The sequence below is a fragment of the Pseudomonas sp. NPDC089569 genome (genome assembly GCF_050280625.1).
Classification (GTDB): Bacteria; Pseudomonadota; Gammaproteobacteria; order Pseudomonadales; family Pseudomonadaceae; genus Aquipseudomonas.
The window spans coordinates 1-17,784 of sequence record NZ_JBNNVQ010000111.1; the positions used below are offsets into that span (position 1 = coordinate 1).

19 protein-coding genes and 2 pseudogenes are annotated in these 17,784 nt (G+C 51.2%); 6 read left to right on the forward strand and 15 right to left on the reverse strand.

The window, feature by feature from the left end; genetic code table 11:
- Positions 1-185: pseudogene (locus ACQKP2_RS27410) on the forward strand (pyridoxal-phosphate dependent enzyme); the annotation flags it as partial.
- Here ACQKP2_RS27410 and ACQKP2_RS27415 read toward each other — a convergent pair.
- From ACQKP2_RS27415 to ACQKP2_RS27435, 5 genes and pseudogenes are all read right to left on the reverse strand, one after another.
- The gene (locus ACQKP2_RS27415) at positions 182-1,009 is read right to left on the reverse strand and encodes an AraC family transcriptional regulator (protein ID WP_427581121.1); all 828 of its coding nucleotides are present in this window, start codon (positions 1,007-1,009) and stop codon (positions 182-184) included. The pseudogene ACQKP2_RS27410 and the gene ACQKP2_RS27415 sit on opposite strands and share 4 nt — an antisense overlap.
- A gap of 328 nt (positions 1,010-1,337) precedes the next feature.
- Positions 1,338-2,138, reverse strand: a complete 801-nt coding sequence (locus ACQKP2_RS27420) for a 2OG-Fe(II) oxygenase (protein WP_427581122.1) — start codon at positions 2,136-2,138, stop codon at positions 1,338-1,340.
- A gap of 470 nt (positions 2,139-2,608) precedes the next feature.
- Positions 2,609-3,208 (reverse strand): TetR/AcrR family transcriptional regulator, encoded by a 600-nt coding sequence (locus ACQKP2_RS27425; protein WP_427581123.1) that lies wholly within the window; start codon positions 3,206-3,208, stop codon positions 2,609-2,611.
- 55 nt (positions 3,209-3,263) lie between these two features.
- Positions 3,264-3,413 (reverse strand): annotated as a pseudogene (locus ACQKP2_RS27430) (acyl-CoA dehydrogenase family protein); the annotation flags it as partial.
- A gap of 90 nt (positions 3,414-3,503) precedes the next feature.
- Positions 3,504-7,046 (reverse strand): indolepyruvate ferredoxin oxidoreductase family protein, encoded by a 3,543-nt coding sequence (locus tag ACQKP2_RS27435; RefSeq protein ID WP_427581124.1) that lies wholly within the window; start codon positions 7,044-7,046, stop codon positions 3,504-3,506.
- 131 nt (positions 7,047-7,177) lie between these two features.
- On the opposite strand from ACQKP2_RS27435, the gene ACQKP2_RS27440 reads away from it, so the two are divergent.
- Positions 7,178-8,092, forward strand: coding sequence for a LysR family transcriptional regulator (locus tag ACQKP2_RS27440; RefSeq protein WP_427581125.1), 915 nt, complete (start codon positions 7,178-7,180; stop codon positions 8,090-8,092).
- A gap of 269 nt (positions 8,093-8,361) precedes the next feature.
- On the opposite strand, the gene ACQKP2_RS27445 is transcribed toward ACQKP2_RS27440, so the two are convergent.
- The gene (locus tag ACQKP2_RS27445) at positions 8,362-9,621 is read right to left on the reverse strand and encodes a cation:dicarboxylate symporter family transporter (RefSeq protein ID WP_427581126.1); all 1,260 of its coding nucleotides are present in this window, start codon (positions 9,619-9,621) and stop codon (positions 8,362-8,364) included.
- A 113-nt stretch (positions 9,622-9,734) separates the two neighbouring features.
- Complete coding sequence (locus ACQKP2_RS27450; protein WP_427581127.1) at positions 9,735-10,160, reverse strand: VOC family protein; 426 nt, start codon at positions 10,158-10,160, stop codon at positions 9,735-9,737.
- Between the two features lie 207 nt (positions 10,161-10,367).
- On the opposite strand from ACQKP2_RS27450, the gene ACQKP2_RS27455 reads away from it, so the two are divergent.
- Positions 10,368-11,246: a LysR substrate-binding domain-containing protein gene (locus ACQKP2_RS27455; RefSeq protein ID WP_427581128.1), complete on the forward strand. Its 879-nt coding sequence runs from the start codon at positions 10,368-10,370 to the stop codon at positions 11,244-11,246.
- A gap of 52 nt (positions 11,247-11,298) precedes the next feature.
- Here the strand turns inward: ACQKP2_RS27455 and ACQKP2_RS27460 are convergent, their stop codons facing one another.
- Together ACQKP2_RS27460 and ACQKP2_RS27465 are read right to left on the reverse strand one after the other, a co-directional pair.
- Positions 11,299-11,664 carry a histone-like nucleoid-structuring protein, MvaT/MvaU family gene (locus tag ACQKP2_RS27460; RefSeq protein ID WP_427581130.1) on the reverse strand — a complete coding sequence of 122 codons (366 nt, stop codon included), beginning with the start codon at positions 11,662-11,664 and terminating at the stop codon, positions 11,299-11,301.
- Between the two features lie 117 nt (positions 11,665-11,781).
- Positions 11,782-12,129, reverse strand: a complete 348-nt coding sequence (locus tag ACQKP2_RS27465; RefSeq protein WP_427581132.1) for a hypothetical protein — start codon at positions 12,127-12,129, stop codon at positions 11,782-11,784.
- Between the two features lie 48 nt (positions 12,130-12,177).
- On the opposite strand from ACQKP2_RS27465, the gene ACQKP2_RS27470 reads away from it, so the two are divergent.
- Complete coding sequence (locus ACQKP2_RS27470; RefSeq protein ID WP_427581134.1) at positions 12,178-12,603, forward strand: hypothetical protein; 426 nt, start codon at positions 12,178-12,180, stop codon at positions 12,601-12,603.
- Between the two features lie 57 nt (positions 12,604-12,660).
- On the forward strand, positions 12,661-13,089 hold the full coding sequence (locus ACQKP2_RS27475) for a hypothetical protein (protein WP_427581136.1): 429 nt from the start codon (positions 12,661-12,663) through the stop codon (positions 13,087-13,089).
- A gap of 145 nt (positions 13,090-13,234) precedes the next feature.
- Here the strand turns inward: ACQKP2_RS27475 and ACQKP2_RS27480 are convergent, their stop codons facing one another.
- The 6 genes from ACQKP2_RS27480 to ACQKP2_RS27505 form a co-directional block, all read right to left on the reverse strand.
- On the reverse strand, positions 13,235-13,366 hold the full coding sequence (locus ACQKP2_RS27480) for a hypothetical protein (protein ID WP_427581137.1): 132 nt from the start codon (positions 13,364-13,366) through the stop codon (positions 13,235-13,237).
- Between the two features lie 76 nt (positions 13,367-13,442).
- A complete protein-coding gene (serS, locus tag ACQKP2_RS27485) occupies positions 13,443-14,723 on the reverse strand; it encodes a serine--tRNA ligase (protein WP_427581139.1) in 1,281 nt (426 codons plus the stop codon).
- Between the two features lie 83 nt (positions 14,724-14,806).
- Complete coding sequence (locus tag ACQKP2_RS27490) at positions 14,807-15,163, reverse strand: hypothetical protein (protein WP_427581141.1); 357 nt, start codon at positions 15,161-15,163, stop codon at positions 14,807-14,809.
- Between the two features lie 63 nt (positions 15,164-15,226).
- Positions 15,227-15,676: a DUF6957 family protein gene (locus tag ACQKP2_RS27495; protein WP_427581143.1), complete on the reverse strand. Its 450-nt coding sequence runs from the start codon at positions 15,674-15,676 to the stop codon at positions 15,227-15,229.
- Between the two features lie 119 nt (positions 15,677-15,795).
- Complete coding sequence (locus tag ACQKP2_RS27500) at positions 15,796-16,104, reverse strand: hypothetical protein (protein ID WP_427581145.1); 309 nt, start codon at positions 16,102-16,104, stop codon at positions 15,796-15,798.
- Between the two features lie 207 nt (positions 16,105-16,311).
- Positions 16,312-17,043 carry a metallophosphoesterase gene (locus ACQKP2_RS27505; RefSeq protein WP_427581147.1) on the reverse strand — a complete coding sequence of 244 codons (732 nt, stop codon included), beginning with the start codon at positions 17,041-17,043 and terminating at the stop codon, positions 16,312-16,314.
- Positions 17,044-17,355: 312 nt separating this feature from the next.
- Between ACQKP2_RS27505 and ACQKP2_RS27510 the strand changes: the two genes are divergently transcribed.
- Positions 17,356-17,784 (forward strand): helix-turn-helix domain-containing protein (locus ACQKP2_RS27510; protein ID WP_427581149.1); only part of this gene is annotated, 429 nt, incomplete at its 3' end.

A 17,784-nucleotide genomic window follows, 5' to 3' on the forward strand; every position in this document is an offset into this window, starting at 1 on the left:
TAGCTCGATACGCTGACGACATGCGCCAATTGGTAGAACCAGCATGCGGTGTATCACTGGCAGTCGCCTACCTGAACCATCCATCAATTGCACTAGCTAAGGATCTGGTCATTGTCGTATGCGGGGGTGTAAGCGTCAGCGCGAAATCAGTGGCTCAATGGCAAGAGTCTGATACATGCCACTAGGATATTGATTGGTAGGAAGAGGGAGAAACGTTGTAAGCGGTTTTGAACGCTCTGCTGAAGTGGCTTTGATCATAAAAGCCTACTTCAGCAGCTACCTGAGCCACAGAGTGTTTGCCTGCGCTGAGTAAAGCGCATGCATTCTCCAACCTAAGTCGAAGTAACCAGGCATGAGGGGTGATCCCAGTGGTTTGTGAAAACGCTCTGAGAAATTGAAATCGATCAAGCCCCACAAGACTCGCCAGGTCATGCAGTACAATCTTGTCACTCATATTGACGTTGCAAAAATCCACCACACGACTCCATTCGTTACGTGAAAGCGTGCCATCGCAGGGCTGAGCCACAAGCTTTTGCGTGTGGACAAATAGAAAATAGACGAATTGCAGCATTACCTGCTCGAATGCCAGTTCAGATATGTGCGTGGGGCCGATAAGGGCATCATGAAAACGATTCATTTGATGCCACCAATATGATGAAGGGGTGATGGATGGCGTGAGACTTACATCATGATCGTGCCCCAACACTTCGGTCATCATTGACTGCATCAAATGTTTATTTATGCGAAAAGTCTTAAGTGTGTGAGTGTCACTTGAATAAGAGTCTCCTGATCCATCATGAACCTCAAACGCCGGCATGAACGTTATGGATCCAGGCCCAACCTTTTCAGAAGCGCCTCGGAAGCCGATTCGCTCTACACCACGGGTGATGAGTCCTAGGTGGTAGTCCAGATGAAAATGCTTTTTGAAGCAAAACTCACCAAGCTCAGCCTCACCCAAGGTCAGACCTTGCACCTGCTTAGCGCGGTGGTAGCGGGTAGAGCCTTGCATGACGAACCTCTTATGACATTGCCATTGTCGACATCAATCATAAAGCAAGGGGCGCGCCACGTCAGCGTTTTGTAGGGACTTTGGTCGGGCCAACACCAATTTGTCGCAGGTTGATCAGTCTGGTCGGTAATCAGCATGAAAATGGCCGCTTGACTCCATTCCGCTGAGACTAAAAACAAAAGGGGTCTACTGGGAAAAGTATGATTTCAGTGAAAAAACTCTCGAAATCGGAGTTAAATACATTACAGCTATAGCTTTAGAGGAGCTCGACCTTCTTCGAAACAGCTCCAACACTTCATCAGACCAAACCCCGAGCCTTAATACTATATTATTTTATTAACTTGCCTCCCTCGACTAAACGCACCAAAAACCTCGAACTAGCCCCCTCATAATAATTAGGACTTGGAGTAATATCATTCTGACCGACTCCCTTATGAAAAACTAAATTCAAGGCCACACGTTCACCTGATTGCACGCGCTGTACTCCATAACGCACAATCGCTCTCAAAACACTCTGACAGAATAGAATTGGTCTTTTATTAAATGCAAAAATGGCAACATCCCCTTGCCACATAGGTAGGACGGAGGTTTTAGGCATCAGTCCAGGTATCCGCTCCGATACGAATAACTCTCCACCTTGAAAGTCTTTACCTGGCTGCGAAAGCAGCACAACAGCCTGCAGTGGAAAAATTCTCTGTCCTCCTTTGACACATTGGTGTAGAAGCTCATGATCTCCCTCGCCATAGCGGGACAAGTAAGTCAATGAACGATGCTGGCCCCATTCATTACACTCTTGGGTTAACTCCCAAGCCTTGCGGGGAAAGCAATAGCTGCCCTGAAATTGTTCGTTCCATTTATTCGCCAGTTGATAAAGCTGGGAATATAACGCCTCTTCAATACGCTGCAAAATCTCTGCGGGCCTTGTCAGATGAGTGAGCCAGCCATTACAAAGGCTGGTATTCGGATCATCCGTGCCTGCCATAACGGTAACCTCATTTTCAGCCAAGCTCGCTAACTCATGGCACTGCGCTTCGCTGAAAAGGCTTGGTAGAACCGTCCAGCCTTGATGATTCAACTCTTCGATCGCGCATCGCCAATCAACCCCATTCAACTGTTTTTCAAGAAGCACGGCTGACACCGGACACAAAGGTTTTCACTAAGCTAAATCGGGCTGAATTTTCTGACATTCTAGTGTTCGACATTTTTTACTCCAAGACATGGGAAAATATTAAAATCGTGACTCGCGCCGCAGGTACCCTGCCCTAAATACATTGAGAGGACTTCGAAAATACTTCGCAAGTTTTTAATAGTTCGACCCTCATATCTAATATCCTCCTTAATCTAGAAAGTAAATCCACCTGACCGGTGATGCATAGGCACATTAGCGCCCCCACCCAACTGCGGGGGTGGAGTTAGCCAGAATCATACGCCTCGACACGCAGGCGCTAGACTTCAGCGACGACACTCATCAAAACACCCCAAAACTCAACAACATTATTTTCATCCACACCTTAAATACAAACCGCCTCGTTTGCACTTACCACAAACCACAAATGGCTGATATCTCTGCTCTAGTTAAAAATTTAACAAAGTCTTTGATCAAGCACTATTTCGACCGAGCAGCTGACAAACCATTGATTGATAGTGCGCTATAATTTTTGCACGTTTACTAGGTAGCTCCATCCCATACCATATATATACGCCATTCAGCATAGTGATAATCGCCTGAGCTGCGACATCCGGAGCATTCACAAAAAATACCCGTTGAGAAATACCCTCCGCCAATATACCTAACAAAATCTGCTGCTGGCTTTCCCTCAAACCTCGGACGTAGTCTTGCTGCTGCTCATTCAGCCCACCACACTCGCGCTGAGACAAAGTCACACTCTGAAGACCCATAAAAATAAACCTCAAATAACTTGCTACATAATCTTCAATTCCAGCGACAGCGTTGGTATGTAGCAAGCGCTTTTTGAGCACCTGTAGAAGCCCAGCCTCATGCATTGAAATTAATTCAAAGAGCAGGCACTGCTTACTCTCTATATGACTGTAAAGTGAGCCGGCTTGAATGCCAACGTTAATGGCCAAATTCCGCAAACTTACGGCTTGGTATCCTTGGGCAACGAATAACGATAGTGCTACTTTTCGAATTCGATCGCCTTGTAGTTCCGCAGCAGGAGTTGAACACATCATCGCCATGACACTTCACCCTTACTAATCGATTTTTATCGGAGACGCCACAGTAAGATCAAAGCTTGCGCCACAAATCCATGGGGAATTGATCGTCACGATCCGCAGCTTCAGCACCCAGCGCAATTTCCTTCGCAGCAAACCCCGATACGGAATCCCGCAGCATGTCTATCTCTTCACCAAGAAATAAATTCAAGCTAGGTAACTGATTCATTTTCAGCATCTCGCTTTTCTAATTGTTCTGAAAGCCGACCTTTTAGGCCGGCTATGAGGGCTTAGCCCGTGAGTGAATGCGCGTCAGAAGTCAAAGCTGTTTAAGCGCGATCGTTGACTTTCGATCAATCGAGGCGTCAACAAACACTGGAGCCATCCAGCGAGAGGACAACTGCTTCAAGCGAATATTGGCCTGTACCAGATATCGATCCTTTACTGGGCCATAGCCTCTTACTGCATCAGGTAGCTCAGCCAGTTCAACTGCGAGGTTGAGCTTCTCAGGCGAAAGTTCGGCTTCCAGTAGGTCGAGCAAGTTTTCATATTCTTGGAGCCAAGCGAGTTCGACCTTTCGCTCGTGAGTTCGAGCAAAGGGGTCTATCCACGAGTTACGGATTCGCCGCACACTAGAGAGAAGTTTGAATGCCTTGAGCATCCAGGCTCCATAACCGGATTTTTTTCCGCCGCTGAAAAGCGGTGGGGCAAGATGAAATTGGAGGCGGTAATTACCCTCAAACTGAGCATCTATTTTTTCGAGGAACTCAGGTCTTGAGTACAAGCGTGCAACCTCGTACTCATCCTTGATCGCCATAACCTTGAAGTAGTTACGAGCAACAGCTTCCGTTAACGCTCCAGGCTCACCTGCTATTCGAGTCTCAAGGGACTTGAAGTCACATACACGCTGGTAATAGCGCTCGGCGTATCGAGCGTCTTGATACTCGGTCAAAAAACTAACCCGATGCTGCACAATCTCATCCAGCGATTGAGCCAGTTGGACGCGTCCACCAGCGGTTTGTTTGCGCGCGATCATCTCTTTCACACGCGGGAGATCGACAGCGGCTCGACGGCCCCACATGAAAGCCGCTTTGTTAGAGGCGACCGCAGTGCCATTGAGCTCCACAGCTTGCAGCAATGATTGCTGGCTCACTGGTAGCCAACCCATCTGACAGGCAAAGCCCAGCATGAACATGTTGGTGGCGATGGAATCGCCCATCAACGCGGTAGCCACTTCGCTCGCTTCAATGAAAACTGCCTTGCTGGAACCCAACGCATCATCGATCTGGGCACGCAGATGATCAGCACAAAAGTCGGGCTCCGGGTGCTTCAGAAGATCCCCCGTCTCGGCCTGGCCTGCGTAGGTTCGTACGAATGCGCTGGTGATGCTTTCCTCAACATTGACCAACGCATGAGTTACGTTCTGTCGTAGCTTGACCAGCGTTTCACTATTGGCGCTGACCACAAGATCACAGCCCAGAAGCAGCTTCGCTTCACCTTCAGCAATGCGAGGCGCATCGAGCGCAGCTTGCTCATGAGCGATCCGAATGTGCGACCACACCGCTCCTCCCTTTTGAGCCATGCCAGCCATATCCAGGTTCAAGACTCCCTTGCCCTCGACATAAGCAGCCATACCGAGTAGAGCTCCAATAGTCACGACACCAGTACCACCTACACCGGTAATGAGAATGTCGTAAGGCTGCTCCACGGACTTAACCTGTGGCTCCGGTAACATCCATAAGTCTTTAGCAGACTCTTCGAGCGCGGCAGGCTTTTTCAGCTTGCCACCTTCTATAGTTACAAAGCTGGGACAGAACCCGTCTAGGCAGGTGAAATCCTTGTTGCAAGAGGACTGGTCGATCTCTCGCTTATTACCAAACTCTGTCGCAATGTTAGTAACCGACATGCAGTTCGATTTACTGCTGCAATCACCGCATCCCTCGCAAACGGCCTCATTGATGACGACGCGACGAGCCGGGTCTGGAAATTGTCCACGCTTGCGGCGCCTGCGTTTTTCAGCAGCGCAGGTTTGGTCGTAGATGATGGCCGAAACACCGCGAAACTCTCGCAGTTCCTTTTGGATCTCGTCCATGCGATCTCGTCGAAAAACAGGAACGCCAGGTGCGAGATCGGTGAGTTGTTCGTATCGCTCTGGTTGATCAGTAACGATAACAACACGGCCTACGCCTTCTGCCGCTAGCTGGCGGCTAATCTGAGGCACAGTGAGAGTGCCATCAACAGGTTGGCCGCCGGTCATCGCGACGGCATCGTTGTAAAGAACTTTGTAGGTGATCGAGACGTTAGCAGCTACTGCTGCACGGATCGCCAAAATTCCGGAATGGAAATATGTACCGTCACCTAGATTGGCGAATACATGAGGAGTTTTGGTGAAAGGTGCCTGACCGATCCAGGCCACACCTTCCCCCCCCATCTGACTGAATGTACCGTTCTGCGGGTAAATCCATTTCGCCATGTAGTGACAACCAATACCAGCCAAAGCACGGCTGTTCTCGGGTACTTTAGTAGAAGTGTTGTGAGGACAACCCGAGCAGTAGTGAGGTACTCGTTCAACCCATGTGGCGTAATGAGACCGACCAGCTTCCTGAGCCTCCAGAACTCCAAGACAGACTTGCAACTCTTCGCTGGAGACATGGCCAAGGATCCGCTTGGCCAACGCACGCGCGATCATCGCAGGAGTGAGTTCGCCAATAGCAGGCAACAGCCAATCGGTATGTGGAAGCGACCACTCACCCTTATCAGCAAATTTGCCGACAATGCGAGGTCTGACATCCTCACGCCAGTTGTACAATTCCTCCTTCAATTGGTACTCGATCAAGTGGCGCTTTTCTTCGACCACCACAATCTCTTCAAGGCCATCGGCGAACTGCCGAACCCCCTCTGCGTCTAGCGGCCAAACCATGCCAACTTTGTAAACACGCAGTCCCAATTGCTGAGCTCGATCATCATCGATCCCGAGCATCTTCAACGCCTGGCAAACGTCGAGATACGACTTGCCTGAAGTGATAATGCCGACCTTCGCCTTTGGCGAATTCATTATCAGCCGGTCAAGACCATTCTTTCGAGCGTAAGCAACCGCAGCGTAAAGCTTGTGTTCGAAGAGGCGCTTCTCTTGATCCAAAGGCGGATCAGGCCAACGAATATTTAGTCCACCTGCAGGGATTGGGAAATCAGGGATCAGCGTCTGCACCCGATCATGACTTACGTCCACAACCGCCCCACTCTCCACCGTATCGGCCACTGCTTTGAGAGCAACCCAGCATCCGCTGAACCTTGACAAAGCGAAACCGTGAATACCGAAGTCCAAGTACTCCTGTACGCCCGATGGTGCGAGCACGGGCATCATCACCGCTTTGAAAATGTGCTCCGTCTGATGCGGTAGAGACGAAGACTTGGCGCCGTGGTCATCCCCGGCAATCGCCAATACGCCACCAAACTGAGAGGTGCCTGCAGCGTTTGCATGCCGGAAAACATCTCCACAGCGGTCGACGCCAGGCCCCTTCCCGTACCAGATACCAAATACGCCGTCATATTGGGCGCCATCGAACATGTTGACCTGTTGAGTTCCCCACAGCGAGGTCGCAGCCAAGTCTTCGTTCAAGCCAGGCTGGAAAGTAATGTGATGCGTCTTAAGATGATTTTTGGCTTTCCAAAGGGTTTGGTCGTAGGTACCCAGGGGCGACCCTCGATAACCAGAGATAAAGCCGGCCGTATTGAGGCCTGAAGACAAATCGCGCTGTCGCTGCATAAGAGGCAGTCGAACCAGGGCCTGAACGCCGGTCATCAGGACTTGACCCGATTCAAGGACGTATTTGTCGTCCAACGTCGGCAAAGCCGTACTCATGAAGCTACCCCTCAGGTTTTATTTTTGTATTCGGATCACCATGACTACCAGCGATCGACTTTGAGATAGGTTATTCAGCCGATGAGCTATCGTATAATTCTAAAAAATGACTTCAGGTATAAAAAAAACAGATGCCTAATCCACGCGACCTTAGCCTCCGCCAACTTAGGTACTTCGCAGCCGCAGCGGAGACGGGCCAATTTTCGCAAGCCGCGACAAACAACCACGTCTCCCAATCAGCGATCACCAGCGCAATCGGACAGCTTGAAGCGACACTTGGAGTAAGCCTGTTTGAGCGACTGCCCTATGGCGTGCGCCTCACGCTGGAAGGGCATCGCTTCCTAGAGCGAACACAGACAATTCTTCACGCGGTACAAGATGCTGTCAGCGAGCCTTTGAGCGGCACCACTTCCCTGGCGGGAACGGTCAGGATTGGCGCTTGCTATACGGTGTTGGGCTATTACCTTCCTACACTTCTTGCCAGATTTCGTCGCAGCTACCCCGAAATTAATTTCGATCTCCATGACCTTGATCGCTTGTCCATTGAAGAGGGCGTAAAGTCGGGAGCACTGGATCTAGGGCTCATCATCAGTTCGAACTCGGACAAATTGATGCCTCTAGAAAAAGCAGTGCTTATGAGATCTCGCCGGCAAGTCTGGCTGGCGGTCGATCACGAGCTGATGGCAAAAGAATCCATCAGCCTGCGAGATATTGAGGCTTTCCCCTACCTTTTGCTCACGGTGGACGAAGGAGAAATCTCTACAACGCGCTATTGGGAAGAAGCAGGAGTATTCCCCGAAATAGCATTTCGTACGGGATCAATGGAAGCACTTCGAGGACTGGTCGCGAATGGATTTGGAGTAACAGTGCTATCCGATATGGTCTATCGAGCCTGGTCTTTGGAAGGCCGGCGCCTTGGAACCAGACCCCTTTCTGACTCCATTCCTGATATGGAGCTAGGTCTCATATGGGATGGTGCAGCTCTTGTGTCTGCTCCAGCCAAAGCATTGCATCAGTTTTTGATATACGCCGGACACAATTCTTAACTCATCGATGCGCGATTTAATTCGATTAGAGAACCTACCGCTACGTAACCGTCCGGCAAATACGCCTTCGAATTCCAACATCAAGGGCGATGGCGCCAGAAAGGTGCGCTGCCCTGATGGTTACGTCGAGAATCTAAATCCATATACTTCAGAAAACCGACTGTGCGGTTCTGAAACTGGCAAAGATAACTGGCATCGCAATTAATTTTTGATCCGAAAAAGCGAGAAGAGCCTTAGGCTTTTAATAGCCGACGGCTCTTCATAGATAGCTATGCTTTCTGCGCGACTCGCTCGCCATTTGGAGGGGCCAAGGCTGCTTTTTCCCACTTGGCAATAACCAATGGTGCAATCGCATTTCCCAGCACGTTCAGCGTGGTTGTTCCACTATCGATAATCCTGAAGATCCCCGCGATGAGGGCTACGCCCTCCAATGGAAGACCGCTAGACGCCAAAGTGGCAGACAAAATAATGATGGCGAATCCAGGTACCCCAGCAGCACCTTTAGACGTCAGCACCATCGTGACCACCAGAAGAATCTGCTGAGACAGCGACAGGTCGATACCATAGAGTTGTGCGACAAAAATCGTAGCCACGCCAAGGAAAATCGACGCACCATCCAGATTGAATGCATAACCCACCGGCACCACAAAACTAACGATCCGACGCGGAACACCATAGCTCTCCAGCTTGCTCATCAACTGCGGCATGACTGCTGCGGATGCGGCACTTGAGAATGCGAGAATCAGTTCATTCCGGAAATACTTGATCAGATTGAAAAGGTTCTCGCCGATCAAATAGCAGATACCACCGAGTACCACCAATGCGAAGACAACTAGAGCCAGATAAACCACACCAATTAACTTGAGCAAGGGCAACAGTGAGGCAAACCCAAAGGTTGCTACAGTCGCACCTATCATGCCAAATACTCCTATCGGTGCGTAGGCCATAACGATTGAGACGACCTTGAACATCGCATCCGAAATACTCTGAACTACCCCGATCATGGGGGCGCTTTTCTCTCTTGGTAGCGCGTTCAATGCCAGGCCGAAAAGAACCGCGAAAAACAGCACTGACAGCAATTTCGCTTCTGACATCGCTACCAACACGTTATCCGGCACGATGTTCTGCAAAATAACGAGTGCCCCTTTGGAAGGCTCCATGGTGACCGATGTGGTGCCGTGAGAAATTCCTGAAATATCGGTACCTGTGCCAGGCTCGAAGATGTTCGCGAAACACAACCCCATGACAATCGCCAGAGCGGTAATCGCAAAGAAGTATCCCAGCGACTTTACACCCATGCGGCCAAATGATTTGTTATCTCCACCCCCTGCAATACCCAGGATCATGCAACAGAACACGATCGGTACAACCACCATCTTCATCATCTTGATGAAGATGTCACCAAGTGGTTTCAGGATCTCCGCGCTAACCCAAGATTGATAGTGAGGATGGGTATTGAAATACCAACCGACGATCACGCCAAGCAACAGCCCGGCAACAATTTGCCACACCAAGGGAATACGTTTCATGTCTAGCCTTCTTGTAGGAATGATAGGTCTGCATTTATTGGCAGTTGCTAGAGTCATGAGCTTCCAGCTCACTTGAGATCAAATGGCACAACGCTGTTGTGCCACTGCTGTTGTTATTTGGCGAAGAGCTGGCTCATATCCTTGAAAGCCTTGAACTCAAGGGCGTTTCCGCATGGATCAAACAGGAACATGGTGGCTTGCTCGCCAACCTGCCCTTTAAAACGAATGTACGGTTCGATCACAAACTCAGTGCCAAAGGACTTCAAGCGCTCGGCCAACGCTTCCCAATCTTCCCAGCCCAAGATGATGCCGAAATGCGGAACGGGAACGTCGTGTCCGTCGACCGGATTGCTGTGGACACTCTCTTGCGAAGCCGTTTTTGGATGCTCGTGAATTACCAGTTGGTGACCATAAAAGTTGAAGTCAACCCACTGAGTACTGGAACGCCCTTCTTCTAGACCAAAGACTTCACCATAAAAGGTGCGTGTTGCAGCCAGGTCGTAAACGGGGATTGCGAGGTGAAAAGGCGAGAGGCTCATTAGAACTCCAATATTAATTTTTGTTGGTGAACAACGGAGCAGCACATGAGTGCCGACCGCAGGTATCGAACGATGCTTCAAGCTCAGGATCGCCACCGACATCGGCTTACTGGGTTCAGACGTTGCCGGGGATGGGAACATCGTAGGTCGGACAACCACCAAAAAAAATCAATATATATTTCTTAAAAACACAATTAATATTTGTGAATGATCAAAGAACTCAAGACACTCATCGCCGTAGCGCGGGAGGGTACTTTCGCTGCTGCCGGGAGCAAAATCGGTCTCACCCAAGCAGCGGTAAGTGCCCAGATTCAGCGCCTGGAGGCCGAGCTCGGCTTCGAGATTTTCGACAGGAAAGGCCGCTCGGCCCACCTCAATAGGATGGGCCACCAGATACTCTTACAAGCACAAGAGCTGCTTCGCCTTTACGAAAACCTTGGCTCTACCGCTGTGGGACTTCCAGCCAGCATCCTGGTGAACATCGGCGCTATTGCCTCCGTCCAGCGCTCCTATTTACCAGACGCGTTAGCCAAGTTTCACCAACAATGCCCACAGTGCCGGACGCGCGTAATCCCAGGTTTGTCGATGGAACTGGTCAACCTTGTAGATGCCGGCGAAATTGACATGGCAGTAATCATTCGCCCGCCCTTCTCTCTCCAGAGCGACCTGCGGTGGACGACCTTGGCGCTTGAGCCCTATCGTCTGATCGTTCCGCGCGATGTACCGGGAGAAGATTGGTCAAAACTTCTTTCCAGCCAACCATTCATTCGGTACGACCGATCATCCTTCGGGGGCAGGCAGGTAGATCGTTTCCTGCGACAGATGCATTTCACCTTACGTGAGGTCTGTGAACTGGATGAACTGGAGGCCATCATCAAGCTGGTCGAAAATGGTGTCGGTGTAGCGCTAGTGCCGCAGACAGCACTCCATCAAGAATGGTCAACAGGTGTACGAGCGCTCGACCTTGGACAACATACTTTCCACCGAGATATCGGGCTTGTGCATAGATCTCAGCAGACCTTTACCGAACCGGTGCGGATACTTGTCCAGCTTATAAGTGATCACGTAAAAGTCGATTCCGAATGAATTCCGCTCAATAAAAAGGGCCCCGAAGGGCCCTTTTGTCATCAACACTGAATCACTTGGTCAGCCAGGACTCGACGATCGCCGCCCCGTGTTGTGCTTTCCATTCCTTCAGCGTTTTATGATTGCCGCCTTTAGTTTCGACGACTTCGCCGCTGTGTGGGTTTTTGTAGACCTTGATTTGACGTGGCTTACGCGAACCCGCTTTGGAATCAGCAACAGGCGCACGGCGACCCGCTTGAGGGTCGAGCAGATTGATGACGTCTTTCAAACTGCAGCCATACTCGCCCAACAAAGCGCGCAGTTTGGTCTCAAATTCGATTTCTTTCTTCAACCCAGCATCACTTTTCAGTGCTTCGAGCGCCTGAAGCTGGTCAGCCAGATGCTTTTCGAGTTGGCGGAATTCTGCGAGCTTTGACATGTTTGCCTCCAAGAATGTGTAAAAAATAGTGATTACTTATAGTAACGATTTATAACATCAGACACCACGTATCAGCTCACGGTTAGCCATAAAACCGCACCGTTTGATCATGGTGCTCTAAAGGCCAAGATCTTTCGCCAACTGATCGTCTTTCAGTGCATCACCCGCGATCCCATTCTCCACTAGATACCACTGCACGTGGTCACGCAGATGCGTCTTCAGGCGAAGCCTCAGTTCGATGTAACTCTCTGAATTGCCCACATCAATCCCGTGAAGTTTCAGCACATCTTGCAACGTCCGAATGCAAGTCAGCCCGACATCAGACGCATGCAGTCGGACAAGCGTATCGAGCCCTGGTTTCCTTTTGTAACTGCAAACAGCATCATCAATTAGTTGAGCAAACATCGACTGATCGCATGTTTTCTGCACCAACAGCCACACATGAGATTCCAACTCGTTGTGCATCCCTATTCCTCTGCTCACCCGATATGCCGAACCAGAGTTTTCTACCCAGTGTATTTTTTCAAAAATTTTGGATCGTTGTTTGAAATCAAACGGGAAGCAGCGGCTTGTCAGCCGCAAAGGAGAACGATTTTGCCCAGCCCCCTTGGGGGTCGTCGTGAGCCTGCGTTCCGCACGACAGACCGCGAGAAAAAAGCCAAAGCAGAGGCAAACGCAGAAGCAAAAGGCGACGTTTTTCTCAATCCTGACCTTGGAAAGCAGGGTCTTCGAGATCGCTGCTTTTTTGTTGCTCTCAAATATAAGAGATCCGTCGCTGAAAAAATTTTTCAAGGGGCAAAAAAAAATATAATTTTCGACACGTCAAAAACAACGACCTGCCTCTTGGCAAAATGGCCACATACAGGCATCCAAAAACTGTCCTTTCTCCGGTCTTTGCCCTTGGGAAACCCGAGCATTTCACTCGACCCAACGGTGTAGCGCAGGCTTGGCATTTTGCGACGCTGACGCATGATCTATTGCGGTAAGGAAGTACTGATGAACGATGATCTGAAGGTTCTTTGGCAACGCGAACGCGCACGCCGTGAAACGCTGTGGACTCTAGAACGCCTACGACCCGGCAGTGAAGAAGCGAGGCCATTGTTGGCCCTACTCGACGACATCGAACAGCAGGATCTCGAAAACCCTATCGGTGATTCATCATTGATGTCGATCGATGAGCTGCGTGAGTTGGTACCTGAAACGCCATTCTTGGGTAATGACGGGCACCACTTTGTGCTCGTGCTTGATCAACACATACCGCAGCCTTGGCGGATGCGATTTGAAGCCGCCAGTGCGTTGTCGACCCGACTTCGGGAAGGCAGTTACGCCAATGATTGGCGCCGTTTCCTAAGGTTGTGGTTGCGCGAAGTTGAGCACGTCGCGGCCCACAGGTCTGAGTTGATCGATGACTCGAACTCGGTGTGAAACCCACAAGCCGCTGGAGCGTTTTAAAGGTGCCGTGAAGGCTTTACACCACTCTGTAGAAACGATGCCTGCTGGCTGCCCAGGAGGCTGCTCCGAGTGGCATTGATCGAGCGCCTTCAGCCAAGCGCAGCGCACCATATTTGAATCATTCGTCATCCGCTGAAAGCGGCGCTGTGAGATCAACCTCTAAAAGGCCAACCAACGCATTGATCCGTTCGAGCAGGAGAACATCAATCCCCTGCAGTCGCTCCGGATTGCGATCAATATCAGCGGCCAACACATCCAAAACCCTGGAAGGCAGTGGTCAACGAAGTCGTGATCCACTGTATCTGCCAAAGGTAGATTCAAGGTCTTCATCGAATGATGTCGACACCGCCCATGAACTGCTGGAGAACATCCGGCACGCGGATTGAACCGTCGGCCTGCTGATAGTTTTCCAGCACCGCCGCCAGGGTGCGATCGACCGCCAGGCCGGAGCCGTTCAGGGTGTGCACCAGTTCCGGCTTGCGGGTTGTCGGGTTGCGCCAACGCGCTTGCAGGCGACGGGCCTGGAAATCGCCGCAGTTGGAGCACGACGAAACTTCACGGTAGTTGTCCTGGCTCGGAATCCACACTTGCAGGCCGAGGGTCTTGACCGCACTGAAGCCCATGTCGCCGGTGCACAAAACCAAAACACGGTATGGCAATTCGAGCGCCTGCAACACACGCTCCGCACAAGCGGTCATATCCTCCAAAGACTCCATGGACTTCGAAGGTTCGACGATCTGTACCAGCTCGACCTTGTCGAACTGGTGCAGGCGGAGCATGCAACGGGTGTCGCGGCCTGACGCGCCGGCTTCACTACGGAAGCACGGGGTATGGGCAACAAACTTGAGGGGCAGCTGTTCTGCATCGAGAATCTGCCCTGCCGCCAGGTTGGTCAACGGGACTTCGGGCGTAGGGATCAAGTAAAGATCGTCCTCACCTTCACGGGCGATCTTGAACAGATCTTCCTCGAACGTCGGCAGTTGACCGGTGCCTTGCAGCGCCGGGGCCCGCACCAAGTACGGGGTGTAGACCTCTTCGTAGCCATGCTCGCTGGTGTGTAGGTTGATCATGAACTGCGCCAAGGCGCGGTGCAGACGGGCGATCGGGCCGCGCAGCAGAGTGAAGCGCGCGCCGGACAGCTTGGCGGCGGTTTCAAAGTCCACCCAGCCGAAATTCTCACCCAGGACGGAGTGGTCTTTGATCTCAAAATCAAAGATTCGTGGTGCGCCATATCGGCGCACTTCGACGTTATCGTCTTCGTCTTTGCCGACCGGTACCGATTCGTGCGGCAGGTTGGGAATGCCCAGTAGGATCGCTTCCAACTCGTCCTGGATCTTGTCCAAGGAAGCCTTGTTCTCGTTCAGTTGGCTGCCCTTGCTCTCGACATTGACCATCAGCGGTGCGATGTCTTCGCCGCGTTGCTTGGTCTGACCAATGCTTTTGGAAATCGCATTCCGCTCAGCCTGCAGTGCTTCGGTGCGGGCCTGGACGATCTTGCGCTGTTCTTCCAGCGCTTCGATGCGCGCAACATCCAGGGCAAAGCCACGAGATGCCAGACGATCCGCCACTTCCTGAAGGTTGCTACGTAACAGTTTAGGATCGAGCATATCGTTATCTCGCTGTGGTTAGCGCACGTCGCTTCGCATATGGCTGGGTTGATCGATGATTCGAACTTGATGTGAAACCGAGATCAGTTGCCCGGAAGCAATCCCAGTTTGATCAAGGCATTCAACCCCAAGCTGTCACGGACATGCGCGTAATCCTGTGGCGCCCACGTCGCAATTTCAGCCCGGAACACTTCGATAACTTTGAATGGCATCGTGGACACTGCGTCGAGCATTCCGACGCGTTTGTTACTCCACCGATCGACCTCGTCCAGTCGAAGGAAGTAGGCATTGATATCTGACGCATAAACAATTTCAGCATGAGCGTTCAGGCATAAAAACTCCCGTAGCAGCTGTAGAGCTGCCCCCTTTCCACGCACAGCCTCAATTGCTTGTACGTAGTGGCCGGCACACAAAGGAAGCTCATTTCTTGGGTCAAACATTCGCGTTATCCGAGGATGAATAATGGAGAAAATTCTGGATAGCGCTCTGGCGAAACGAAGGCGTCAGGAAGACTGCCATGCACCAATACCAGCATTTGCGTACGCATTCAGCATTTGAAAAGCAGGCAAGCTCGTATGCTTGCGCGAGCCGCGACCGGCTAGGATGAAGATCGTGTTTTTGCTTTCAAAAATGCAGCCGTCGAAATCACTCTGAAAATCACTGAGAACGCTGTCACCAGGTTGGTGATCGTTCTGACTGTCGAACACTACTGTTTGGGCATACAAGACGGTTGCCTCAAGGCCCTGTGCTTTGATTTCCCGCTCTGTAGATTCCGGGAGCATGACATCCAACACCATCCAACACCTGACGATACAAAAAGGCTTTTCTCTGAAGGTATCGGCGGCCAGCTCGATCAACTCATCGTCACCGAGCGCTGATCCTCCAAGGATTCGTGCTGACCCAAACAGTAAATCGCCCAATAGCTCTGTGCCTGTAACTCTCATTTTCGCCATTTCGCTGTAACCTGATCTCCCCCGCGAGTACCAGGTAAAGAATCGTATGTCCGATTCACATCAACACCTGGTTAACCCGAAAGCCTTTTTTATGCCGTGTATTCGTATCCGCAACTTGCTCAGTGATAAATGCGGTTCATGTAAATATTGCTGCCGCCAGGAGCCCAGCTGACCACCGCGTATCGACTCCCTGCCACGGTTTCAAACAATGAATATCCATCGACGAAAAATGCCTTCTTTATCGCGGACGTTCTCATGCTTGTGCCCTGTCTAAACCGTCCTGTGGTATCACCATAGATCGTTCCCATGAGCACAGGTGGACTGTCGACGGCTGCGAACAAATACGCCGTGATTGGCACACCGAAGTCCTTCTCCATGGCTGCGGTGACGGCTGTAGGAATGCTCGGAGCATCCTCCTTCTCACTCATGGCCCAAAGCGCCTGAAACGTAAGCCGAAATAACAGAGATAAATATTTGTTTGCCTATTCCACACATCATCCAGTGCTCTCACATTCATCAAAATAGAGCAGCGCCAAACCCACTCACCACCCACTGGCATGAGCGAAAGGTCGATGCGTCCCAAAATTGTTTCAATAACCGAAGCAGGCTTGGTCTACGCAACGGCTAACCAGCAATCAGGAAAGGCTCAGTACGAACCCGGGATCAAAACCGGTGTATTCGTTTGGGTAGCCGCGAGGGTTGGATACCACGCGACACCGGCCCAGCGTGACGTCGATCGCCCTGTGGGTATGACCGAAAATCCAGAGATCCGCTTTCTCAAGAAGCGCATGCCAACTGTTCGCGTAAGCAGCGCTCAAATGCCCCTCATACTTATCACCGACCACCTCGGGCACTGGTGCGTGATGCGTCACGACGACAGTTTTGCCAACAAATGGCTCATCAAGCTCCTTGGTCAACCAGGCAAACGATGCATGGTTTCGACTGATGAGGTCAGACGGGCGCAGCCGACGGAAGTTGTCTTCGGCCCGGATAAGCCGGAAATCATTCATCCAATCCCATGCGGTTTTTCCCGCCGCCACAACATCTCCGCTCGATGAGAAATCCGTCCAAGCCGTTGTGGCCAGGAAACGCGTTTGGTTGCAAACCCACGTCTCATTTTCCAGGACGTGCACATGAGGTTCTGCTGCGCCTTTCATTTTGCGCAGGGTGTGGTCGATGTGGCCTTTATAAAACTCGTGGTTGCCGGCGCAATAAATGACGGGCTGGCTGAACACCTCGTTTGCCCAACTGACGCCCCTCGCCTGGGTGTCGATGTCGCCGGCCAAAATAATTAGGTCTGCGTCAGTCGAGGGCGGTTCAAATGGGGCGAACTCGTTGTGCAGATCCGAGTAAATCTGGATTTTCATGTCGATCGCCAATCAAAAAATGCCGGCCTGAAAATAGAAAAAACTAAACGTGGCTGCCCGTATATCCAGGCCACGGCGCATGCAAAACGCTCGCACTCGAATTAGATATATATTGAGCTGACATTCACGTTAGCGAGAATTGATCCAGTGGCTTACGGCGCAATCTTTGTGATGGTGCGCTTTCCTATCCCCTCGCTTTTGCCTGGGTGTGGAGATGTACGTAAACCCGAATCGTTCGATGCGTATGACTATAAGCATTTGCATCGAACAACGCAATCCCGACATATCGTTCCGTTTAACAGGAACGCCTGAATGTCGCTTCGCACCGCGTTTGCAGCAGCCTTGCAGTTTTTGAGAGCGCATCGAAAACTCTCGCAACAGGACATTGCAAAGCTTACTGATCAGTCTCACATCAGCCGTCTTGAAGCCGGCACCAGGTCTGCGACCCTTGAAGTCAGCCAAGAACTTGCCGAAGCGCTTCAGTTAGACCCCCTGTCTTTTCTGACCATTGTCTACGCTGCGCAGCGCGGACAGTCCCCTCGTGCAATTCTCAGCAGCATCCAGGCCGACCTTGAGTCATCCGGACTTATAGATGCCACAATTCCATCGACACCCGCGCCCGTTGTGCACCCGGTTGTAGCAGATGCGGCTGAACTGAAATTCAAGATCATCAAATTGATGGATGAGGGGCTTACGCAAGCTGAGGTTGCTCGGCGTCTAAAGATTGCAAAATCGACTGTT